At 49.0% G+C, this 10489-nt stretch carries 8 protein-coding genes and 1 pseudogene; all 9 read right to left on the bottom strand.

Annotated features, from left to right (window positions below; translation table 11 throughout):
• Positions 1–78: 78 nt before the first annotated feature.
• Positions 79–480 carry an IS3 family transposase gene (locus tag HQ48_RS05200; RefSeq protein WP_052408978.1) on the bottom strand — a complete coding sequence of 134 codons (402 nt, stop codon included), beginning with the start codon at positions 478–480 and terminating at the stop codon, positions 79–81.
• Positions 481–485: 5 nt separating this feature from the next.
• Positions 486–791 carry a transposase gene (locus HQ48_RS05195; protein WP_044232123.1) on the bottom strand — a complete coding sequence of 102 codons (306 nt, stop codon included), beginning with the start codon at positions 789–791 and terminating at the stop codon, positions 486–488.
• A 172-nt stretch (positions 792–963) separates the two neighbouring features.
• Positions 964–3183: a cation-translocating P-type ATPase gene (locus HQ48_RS05190; protein WP_044232122.1), complete on the bottom strand. Its 2220-nt coding sequence runs from the start codon at positions 3181–3183 to the stop codon at positions 964–966.
• A 202-nt stretch (positions 3184–3385) separates the two neighbouring features.
• Positions 3386–6108, bottom strand: a pseudogene (locus HQ48_RS05185) (TonB-dependent receptor domain-containing protein).
• 138 nt (positions 6109–6246) lie between these two features.
• Entirely contained in the window at positions 6247–7548 is a 1302-nt protein-coding gene (locus HQ48_RS05180; RefSeq protein WP_044232121.1) for a TPM domain-containing protein, read from the bottom strand.
• 22 nt (positions 7549–7570) lie between these two features.
• Positions 7571–8164: a LemA family protein gene (locus tag HQ48_RS05175; protein ID WP_044189945.1), complete on the bottom strand. Its 594-nt coding sequence runs from the start codon at positions 8162–8164 to the stop codon at positions 7571–7573.
• A gap of 44 nt (positions 8165–8208) precedes the next feature.
• Complete coding sequence (locus HQ48_RS05170) at positions 8209–8826, bottom strand: flavin reductase family protein (protein WP_044232119.1); 618 nt, start codon at positions 8824–8826, stop codon at positions 8209–8211.
• A 1-nt stretch (position 8827) separates the two neighbouring features.
• Entirely contained in the window at positions 8828–9286 is a 459-nt protein-coding gene (locus tag HQ48_RS05165) for an aspartate carbamoyltransferase regulatory subunit (protein WP_044189938.1), read from the bottom strand.
• Between the two features lie 35 nt (positions 9287–9321).
• The gene (gene pyrB, locus HQ48_RS05160; protein ID WP_152568320.1) at positions 9322–10239 is read right to left on the bottom strand and encodes an aspartate carbamoyltransferase; all 918 of its coding nucleotides are present in this window, start codon (positions 10237–10239) and stop codon (positions 9322–9324) included.
• Positions 10240–10489: the final 250 nt, after the last annotated feature.

Here is a 10489-nt window from a genome sequence, read left to right as displayed (position 1 = left end):
AACATCAAAGCTATGAACGATTTTTGACAGGTGGCGGGCTAGCCCGCCACCTGTCGTTCTTATAACCATAGTGTTGCGTTAGAAAATGGAAAGTACATCTACAGGGATATACGAGATGTCTGTACTCCACACCTGATTGGGGCGTTGAATGTCTAGACCACGCAACAGATAAGGATGCACATACTTCGGAATAGTCCCTTTTGAGAGGCTAGGCTTCGGGTAAATCGGCATTAAGTGCATCAAACGCATCAAGCGGCGAACTCGCTTGACATTAACATGATAACCTTTGAGCGTCAGCATCGACTGCATATGTAACACACCTGCTGTAGGATGCTCCAAGTAGTAGCGGTCGATCTCCTGCATAAGCTCTAGGTTTTCAGCGCTTTCACCCTTGGGCTTGTAGTATAGTGTCGAACGGTTGAGGCTCATGTATGCGCAAAAGCGTTTGCGACTCATGCCTGCGAGGCGAGATGCCTCCATCTCTATTATCTCACTTTGAGTCCGGATGCCTCGCAGGCGCTCGCAAAAAAATCACAATCAATGCTCAGCTGACCGACTTTCTCTAAGAGTCGCTTATTTTCCGATTGAACTTTCTTCAGCTCCTTGTCTTTGACGCTACTGCGCTCAAAGGCTTGATGGGCATGAGCCTCTAATTCGCTTAGCCACTCGCTAATTTTCGAGGGGCTGAGGCTATAGCGTTGTGCCAACTCTTGAAGGGTAACATCTCCTCGTACCGCTTCCAACGCTACCTTTGCCTTGAAGGCCGAACTGTACTTACTTGGGCGTCCCATAATCTTATAGAATTTAATACCCTAAAGTTAATAATACTTTTTACTGCTAGTGTCTAGTTCTCTGGGAGTATTATATTGTGCAATGGTCTCGAAATGTATACACAGCGATGGGGAAAAAATGGGACGTACCGAGATTAACCCTCGGCACGCCCCATGTAGAAAGCCCTTAAGACTACTTACGATAGAGGCGTAAGCTATTGCTAACGACACTCACACTACTCAAGGTCATGGCAATACTTGCCAGCATAGGCGTCATCTGATATCCCGCAAAAGGATATAGAATGCCTGCTGCTATAGGAATAGCTACGACATTGTAGATAAACGCCCAGAATAAATTCTGATGAATCGTGCGTACCGTAAGGTGAGAGATATGGATAAGCTCTGGCAAACGAAGGAGGTCGCTTGAAACAATCGTGACCATAGCAGTATCAATAGCAATATCACTCCCCTGCCCCATAGCAATGCTTACATCGGCAGTTGCCAAGGCGGCACTATCATTGATCCCATCGCCAATCATCGCCACCTTACGGCCTTGGGCTCTGAGCTCGGCTATAAAATCAGCTTTCTGCTCGGGCAATACACCTGCTTTCACATGGTCGATCCCTAGATCTCGAGCCACTCTATGGGCTACTGCCTCATGGTCCCCTGTCAGCATCCAGACCCCGATTCCCTTCTTTCGAAGGCGACTGATTGCCTCTGCCGAAGTAGCTTTGGAACTATCGGCAATACCGAGCACAGCAACGAGTTCACCCTCTCTAGCAAAGTAGACCACCGTTTGCTCCAAGCTGAGTATCTCCTGAGCCCTAATCTGCATACTGGTATCTGGAGCTACCTCGTACTGGGCTAGGAGTGCTAGATTGCCGACTAGATAAGTCTGCCCAGAAGTTTCCGCCACGACTCCCAAACCGACAAGATACTCCCAGCGCGAGAACTCAATGGGAGGATACCCTACAGTCTCGGACGACAGAGCCGCAACTATCGCTTTAGCCAACGGATGCTCACTCTTGCTCTCCAAAGCATGCAATATACCTTTGAGCTGTAGTTCTTCTGGCACAAACCATAATTGATCTACCAGCTTAGGCTTACCCTCGGTGAGGGTTCCGGTCTTATCCAGTACAATCGTATCTATGTTCTTCGTTTGCTCTAGACTCTCGGCATCCTTAATCAGAATCCCCTCAGAGGCAGCTCGTCCTATCCCCACCATGATGGCTGTGGGAGTAGCTAATCCAAGAGCACATGGACAAGCAATAATCAATACCGTCACTGTGGCAATAAGTGCCTGAGCGAGTACTTGCCCCTGCGTACCACCTAGCCACATCCACAGAGAGAAAGTCACTAGGGCTATAACAAGGATCACGAGCACGAACTTCGCTGCAATGCGGTCTACCAGCCTCTGAATAGGAGCTCGTGATCCCTGAGCATCCTTGACTCTATTGATGATGCGTGCTAGTACTGTATCTCCCTTTAGGCTAAGAGACTCGACCGTCAAGACTCCATCATGGTTAATCGTCCCGGCATATACCCGATCCCCCACAGACTTATCTATGGGCATAGACTCTCCAGTGAGCATACTCTCATCTACTGCCGAGTGCCCTTGAAGCACTATTCCGTCCACTGCGACTCCCTCACCCGGACGTACTAGGATACGATCTCCCAAACTAAGCCGATCAATCGCACAAACCTCCTCGAGTCCCTCTAGAGTGAGGCGAACAACCTCCTTGGGTTGTAGCCCCATTAACTTCTTGATTGCTTCAGTGGTATTGCCTTTGGCTCTCTCTTCTAAGAATTTGCCCAAGAGAACAAAAGCGATGATCATAGCTGGAGCCTCAAAGTACAGATGAGGTTCCTCTCCCATAGAACGTAGCACATCGGGGAAAAACAAATTGAACGTACTATACAGATAAGCAATACCCGTACTCACTGCTACCAAGGTATCCATACCGAGGCTTCTACTCTTGACCTGGCTGTATGCCCTCTGGAAGAACGCCCATCCGGGGACAACCATAATGTAAGAAGCCAGCAACCAACAGATATAAGCATTGTAAGCTCCCAATAAATTATACATGCTGAGTACCATAACGACTGCCCCAACGATGAGAGCATAGATCGTATTATTGCGGAGCCGACGATAGGCTTCTTGGCGCTTAGCCTCGATACTTCGATCCTCCAGATCTCCCACAACTAACTCATATCCAGAATTTTCTATGGCTTGGCGCATCTGATCTAGGGTGATAGCCTCCTCATCATAGATGATGCTGACAGTTGCAGAGGCTAGATTGACGTTCGCCTCTATCACTCCTGTAAGCTCTCCTAGCACCTGACCTGCACGGGCTGCACAAGAGGCACAGTGTAGCCCCAGTAGGGGGCAGTGTATTTTCTTCGTTGTAGCCATAATAACTAGTGTATGATATATTTTCTTAATAACATCTTTACCCCCTCTAAAGTTAGCTATCCCATAGATTAAATATGGGGCAAAAAAGGAAGCGGTGCGTCGAAGGTTTCACTCCGACACACCGCCCTCAAGATTTCTCTCCATATATAATACGGTTTCTGCGGGAGTACTTCCCTACAACCGACACCTATGCAGAGATCTTCTAAAATGAAAACTTAACTCCCATATAGCCAGAGCGAGGCATCGTAGGTCCATAGATATAACCGCTATCACGATCTGGGCCAAAGTCGAAGTCATTTTGGAAAGCACCGAAGAGATTATTCACACCACAATAGACTTGTACTTTGGTCTTGGCAAACATCTGGAAGTCGTATGAGATGCGTGCCCCCATATCGAAGAATGATGGCGTATGCACAAGCTCGTCCCACTGTGGAGCCGCACTCTTAGCTTCGCCTCCCTCCATAATGGGCGCTCCCTTATCATCTACTAGACCTACCACAAAGTCTTGCTTACGAAGGCCAGCAGCGATTGCTTCTCTATCTGTTACAGCTGAGTTCTGCCCCCAAACGACTGCGTGTGGTGCCCACATACGGCCTGTGTACGTACCCGTAAGCGAAAGATTCAGAGGCTTAATCGGATTAATGCCGATGGTGAAGTAGCCATAGACAGATGGCGTACGTAAGATTTCCTTGCTTGTCATAGAGATAGTCTGAGCCTCAGAATCCTCGGCCTCAGCCACGAATTGGCTACCATCAGCCTTAGGCACATAGTCCAAGTACTGCTCTTCCTTATCTAGCCCCTCGATCTTGTGGCGAGTACCCCACTCTTGGTTCGCATCGTACTTATTGCTTGTCAGGGTCAGCCCTGCCTGTACTTGTAGCCAGCGGTAAGCTACCTTGGCCTCTAGGTTAGCTCCCATAACTGTGGCACCAGAGCTTACGACTTTGCGATCATCATCTAGACCGTAGTTGGAGCGACGGAAATAAGTGACACCATTCTCTGTCTTGACCTTGTGATTGGTAAATACATCAAGCAGTCTGGTATAGAAACCCTCAACCAATACATTGAGCTGAGTTTCTGCACCTAGACGGAAGTACATATCATTGCTTAGGCTGAAGGCATGGGAAATCTCGGGGCGTAGATTGTCATCATTCACCACACGAGTAGCTTCTCCATTCACAACGCCCACATGCAAGTCTTCATCGAAAACCTGTGGTGCACGGAAGCCCTTAGCATATGTAGCACGCAGATTAATGTTCTTCGTTGGGTTAAAGCGAAGCGTAGCACGAGGGCTAAGGATCATATCCTTCACTGCTGAGTTCTGGTCGAGGCGTGCACCTAGCAAGAAGCTCCACATATCATTCTTCCACTCGATCTGAGCAAACTGACTTGCATTGCGAATTGTCTGATTGATTGGCTCGGACAGCGACTTACCTCCGTGCTTACCCTCGAGCCAGTTCTCCGTGTACCACTGGCGGATAGGCATCACATCGGACAGATAGTCGTGTGTGTACTCTGCTCCCACAAGCAGTTGAGCAGGCATAAAGAGCAGCTTGTCAAAGTCGTATGTGTACTGCAAACCTCCTACATAGGTACGTCCACTAGTAAGACCATAGTTAAGCCCATAGTCCGATGGGTGAATTGGGAAGCCAATGCGACCACCGGGTACTGGCTCTCCACCTATTTTGATTTCATTGCCGTCCTTGTCTTTAGCATTAGGCTTGCCGATACCGCCGTAGTAACTTTCACGGCGCACAGCCTGACCCGAAGCATAAACCTGTAGATGGTGCTTTAGCTCTCCGAGAAAAGATCGAACTTGATATTGCCGCTGTAGACAGAGTGCTTAGTAGCTTCACGGACAGCTGCCACGTGATCTGGCCAGTTTAGGTTATCTCCACCTCGGCGATCTTCGTGGAAAGTGTGCACCTCAGCCGTAAGTTTAGTCAGGTCGCTAGGACGAATATAGGCACGTCCGCCAAGGGCTCGTGAGTCGATGCGACCAAGCTCAGTGTAGCCATCTCCGTTGACGTCATGGCCTCTGCGGAAGCGAGATTGCCCAAAGACCATAGCTCCTGAACGATTGTCTTCGCTCACGACAGAAGCATTGAAGCCTAGGTTGTTGTCTAGAGACTTGAAGCCAGTCATACCAAGAGATTCGTTTACCATAACGCTATTGTTGATAGGCTCCTTGGTAATCACATTAACAACCCCAGCAATAGCTGACGAACCGAAGAGTGCCGATCCGCCTCCGCGTACGACTTCTACACGATCTATCATATTGGCAGGGATCTGCTCTAGCCCATAGACGCCAGCCAGAGCACTCATTACGGGGCGGCTATCAATAAGGATCTGAGAGTAGCGACCATCTAGACCATTGATGCGCACTTGGTTGAAGCCGCAGTTCTGACAGTTATTCTCTACACGCACCCCGGGCTGGAAGACCAACCCCTGAGCTAGGTTGTTGGCATTGGCTTGCTCAAACGTTTTACCATCTACGACATTGACAAGTGTAGGAGCTAAACGACGCAGTGTGTTCTGTCGGTTGGAAGAAACGACTACCTCGTCCAGACGAATATCATCTTGTATGGCTTCAAAATTGATTTCGATGGTACGATTCCTCTCGATGGTCACTACCTTCTCTTGGCTCTTGTAGCCGAGCCCATGCATCACGAGCGTGACCTGCCCCGGCTTGAGATGCTTGAGGTAATAGTGTCCAGTGGCATCGGTAGCCGTGCCAAAGGTCGTGCCTTTGATGCCGATTGTGATGCCGGGAAGATGATCACCGGTTTTCTTGTCAATAACGTGCCCAATCACATTAGCATCTGTAGTTTGATGCTTGCGCTGCTCCACAGGCTCAGCCTTGATAACAGAGATTGGACTGATCGCTAGGTGTGCTAGCAGGAGTAATAAGTACTTACGATCCATAGTAATAAATGTTTCAAGTCAGTGTTCATTTGACTTATCTCGGCGCAAATGTATAAAAAAAGGAGGCCAAAGCCCCCTTATATTCTATAATAGGTATGATGCACAGTAATATACCTAATGATAGGTACTCCCTCTGTACTACCAGCCAGAAGTAGCACCACCACCACCTGAAGAACCGCCTCCGAAGCCTCCGCCATACGAGCCCGATGAGCCTCCTCTAGCTGCACCCGAAATGACGGCTCCTGCGATTGCGCCTAGGAGACCGGCGTTGGAGTCTAGGAGCGACTCGCCACGGTCTTCACGATCCTCCTCGTCGATGTAGGAGCAGTTGATACAAGATCGATAAGCACGAATAAAGCGCCTGCCCCGTTGATCACGAACTATACTCTGAGAATCTACCTTCATTGTGAAGTGATCACAGTTGGGGCAACGCTTATAGCTGGTTTCTGTGCGTGCCAGATCTACGGCATCGACTGCGCTACATGCGCTACACTGATAGGCAATATAGTAGCGAGATTTGAGCTGCATCTCAAGCCTCTGCCCTCGCGTCAGATGCTGCATCGTCTGTTCCTTGGGCAATAGCGCCATCGTCTGTTGATAGCAATTCAGACACGTAGCAACCAGAGGTTTGATACGTTTGAACGCTCTATAACGCCAATATAATAGGATTAGCGTCACTGGCCAAAGTAGGAGCAGAAAAGATGTGATAATCGAGAGCTTGAAGTAGGACTTGACATGAGGGAAGAAACGACGAGCAGTGTAAGGATCTCGAACCAGAGCTATATTCTTGAAGGTCGAGGAGATAAACGAGAGGAAAAGAGCAAAGACAAATATCCCAAACAACACGATTACGACGGGCATCAAGTCGTCTTCTTCCTGCCTGCCTCGGTTTTGCTCCTCGGCAATCCATGAGCTATCCGCCAGCACATGGCCCACTGCCCGAATGCCCGAGATAATCCCCGACTCATAGTCGCCATTCTTGAAGTGCGGCAACATATACGTACGCTGTATCTTATGAGATGTAGCATCGGTAAGATCTCCCTCCAGCCCATAGCCAACCTCGAAACGCACTTGCCGACGATCCATAACGAGCAGGAGCAAAAGCCCATTATCCTTTGTCTTACTCCCCAAACCCCATAGGCGAAACAGGTCGTTAGAGAAACTCTCGATATCACGATCGCCTATGGAGGGAAGCAATACGACGGCGAACTCAACCCCATGAGCCTTACGTATAGTCACCAGCTCACGATCAATGTTGCGCACCTGTGCCTCCGTCAGTGTACCACTGGGGTCGGAGGTCAGACGCAAGCTATCTCTGAGCTGTACATTGGGCACATTCTCCGGCGTGTAGACTTGGGCATACACGCCAAAGAACCCAGAGAGCATCAACCCACACACAAACAAGAGCAGGCGTAGGCCTATCGATCTCAGTGCCTTCATAATGATCGCACTCTAGCTTTGATTACTTACCGAAGTCTACCGTCGGAGCAACCTCGCTACCAGCCTGAGCCTCAAAGTAGGGACGTTTATCGAAGCCTGCGATCGAGGCCACAAGATTGCTTGGGAAGCGACGAATCCCCGTATTATACTTCTTCGCAGCTTCATTGAAGTCTCGGCGTGCTACGGTGATACGATTTTCCGTGCCCTCTAGTTGGCTCTGCAGTGCCATAAAGTTCTCATTGGCTTTGAGCTCTGGATATTTCTCTACCACCACCATCAGACGGCTGAGTGCAGAGGAGAGAGCATCCTGATTGCGCTGAAACTGTGCTAGAGCGGCTTCATCCATGTTATTGGCATCAATGGTTGTGCTCGTAGCCTTGCTACGTGCTTCCACCACAGCTTGTAGAGTTTCCTGCTCGTGAGCAGCATAGCCCTTGACCGTAGCAACGAGATTAGGGATTAGATCGGCACGACGCTGGTACTGGTTCTCTACTTGGCTCCAAGCCGTATTAACCTCCTCTTCCTGCTGTACAAAGCCATTGTATAGGCTTACACCCCAAGCTAGGGCTACGATAGCTAGGACTACTAGGCCTATTAATGCAAACTTTTTGTTCATCTTCTTGACTAATTGATTGGTTTACTATTCTTGTTTTGTTGCTATTACTTAATCTTTTGTGACTCGTGAGCTCGTCGCTTACGCTCCTCCTCTCGGGTCGTTTTCTTGACTGACCAGCCAAAATGCCCAAGAAACTCTCCAAGGGCAAAATACTCGCCATGAGCGTATGCCAGCAGACCTGCTCGCTCCATATCGAAGCCTCCGGTCTTAGGATCGAGATAGCGCTCATTAGCACGCACGTTAATCACATCTGCTAGAAACATATCGTGGCTACCTAGTGGCATAATCTCACGTACTCGGCACTCCAAACTCAGAGGACTATCAACCAAGAGTGGAGCAGATATAAGGCTTGCAGGCTCGATCTCTAGACCCATCTCTGCGACCTTGTCATACTTACGCCCAGACACTACGCCACACCAGTCTGTCTGGCGGGCCATCTCTACGGTCGTCAGGTTGAGGCCAAACTCCATACGTTCCTTGATCATCGCATACGAGTGGCGCTCTGGCCGAATGCTCACATAGCACATAGGCGGGTTCGTACAAACCGTACCGACCCAGCTAGCCGTCAAGAGATTCATCTCTGCCCCAAAGTCGCCGCAACTGACGAGGATAGCGGGTAGCGGATAGATCAGCGTCCCGGGTTTCCAGTCTACACGTCCCATACTAGAGTAGTTGAGCCTCGCTACCCATACACTTGCGTCCACAGTAGTGGCACTCCAGATGTACCCTCTGCTTATCCTGCACCACAGAGAAGCGTGTAGGCATTGGTTCGTTGTTGGTAATGCATTTGGGGTTGAGGCAACGCACCAGAGCCACAACCTCTTTGGGAAGCTTGAGGGCCTTCTTCTCTACAACCTTGAAGTCACGAATAACGTTTAGCCTAATGTCCGGAGCGAGAATAGTAATACGGCTGATCTCCTCCTCGGTGAAGAAACGGTCAGTCATCTTAATAATACCTTTACGCCCATAGCGTTTACTCTCCAGATTATTCCCTATCGTTACCGGAGCAGAGAACTGATCCAACCTGAGTAGTGCAACTATGGCAAATAACTTATCCGAGGGAATGTGGTCAAGCACCGTACCATCACAGATGCTCTCCACCATCATTGTGTTCTTGTTCATACCTTATATATAATGTGGTATTGTACTCTATTGGGCTACGAAACCTCTATCTCTAGCACCTCGCAGATGATAGACTGACGAGTATAGAGTCCGTTCTGTGCTTGCTGTACGTAGTACGCCTTAGGATTGTCATCTACATCTTGTGCAATCTCGCCAACTCTTGGCAGGGGGTGAAGCACTCTAAGGTTATCCTTACTCCCAGAGAGCATATCGTTGGTCAAGACATACACATTCTTGACTCGCTCATACTCCTCTAGATCGACAAAACGCTCACGCTGAACGCGAGTCATATAGAGGATATCTGCCTGATTGATGACCCTTGAGTCAAAGTCACGAGTTTCTTCATAGGGGATACCATGTACGTCGCAGAAGTCGAGGTACTCCTGTGGCATACGTAGCTCATCGGGCGATACGAAGATGAAGCGAGGGCGGAAGTGAGATAGCCCATGAATGAGCGAGTGCACCGTACGCCCATACTTGAGATCTCCTACCATAACTATCGTACGATCAAAGAGAGTCCCCTGAGTCTTGCGAATAGAGTATAGATCAAGTAGCGTCTGCGAGGGGTGCTGATTGGCTCCGTCGCCGGCATTGACGATAGGGGCTCTATTGAGCTCCGAGGCATAGAGGGCAGCACCCTCTAGGTAGTGCCGCATGATAATTAGGTCGGCATAGTTGCCCACCATACTGATGGTATCCTTGAGTGTTTCGCCCTTGGCTGAGCTACTGGTCGAGGCATCTGAGAAACCTATGATGCGTCCGCCAAGCCTATTGACTGCGGTCTCGAAGCTAAGGCGTGTACGGGTAGAGGGTTCAAAGAAAAGAGTAGCGATGACACGTCCCTCTAGAAGTTTTCGATTGGGACATTGCTCAAAGAGCTCAGCTCTGTCGAGAATGCGCACGATATCGTCTGCGCTAAGCTGATGAATAGATACTAAATGTTTCATTGCGATGTGGTCGGCAAGCATTTAGGCTATGTAGACCAAACAAAGATAACGATTTTCGCCCATTGAGCTATGGCGAGTGTAAAGCCATTCTCTACATAGAAACATCAAATGATATACACTCTTTTACTTTTTCGTGTGATGATTGAGCAGGTTCTTCTGTATGTTGTCAAACAAAAGTGCACTGCTACAAATTTAGTGAAATGTCTCTTTGTTGATTTGATTTGTTTGCTTGATATCGTTGCTTTAGTGAGTCTCT

Origin of the sequence: Porphyromonas sp. COT-290 OH3588, from assembly GCF_000769075.1 — a bacterium.
Classification (GTDB): domain Bacteria; phylum Bacteroidota; class Bacteroidia; order Bacteroidales; family Porphyromonadaceae; genus Porphyromonas.
This window is presented reverse-complemented; position numbering and strand designations above follow the sequence as displayed.

Coding starts and splice junctions, on each gene's coding strand:
- HQ48_RS05200 (WP_052408978.1), bottom strand. CDS start 480: ATGGAGGCATCTCGCCTCGCAGGCATGAGTCGCAAACGCTTTTGCGCA.
- HQ48_RS05195 (WP_044232123.1), bottom strand. CDS start 791: ATGGGACGCCCAAGTAAGTACAGTTCGGCCTTCAAGGCAAAGGTAGCG.
- HQ48_RS05190 (WP_044232122.1), bottom strand. CDS start 3,183: ATGGCTACAACGAAGAAAATACACTGCCCCCTACTGGGGCTACACTGT.
- HQ48_RS05180 (WP_044232121.1), bottom strand. CDS start 7,548: ATGAAGGCACTGAGATCGATAGGCCTACGCCTGCTCTTGTTTGTGTGT.
- HQ48_RS05175 (WP_044189945.1), bottom strand. CDS start 8,164: ATGAACAAAAAGTTTGCATTAATAGGCCTAGTAGTCCTAGCTATCGTA.
- HQ48_RS05170 (WP_044232119.1), bottom strand. CDS start 8,826: ATGGGACGTGTAGACTGGAAACCCGGGACGCTGATCTATCCGCTACCC.
- HQ48_RS05165 (WP_044189938.1), bottom strand. CDS start 9,286: ATGAACAAGAACACAATGATGGTGGAGAGCATCTGTGATGGTACGGTG.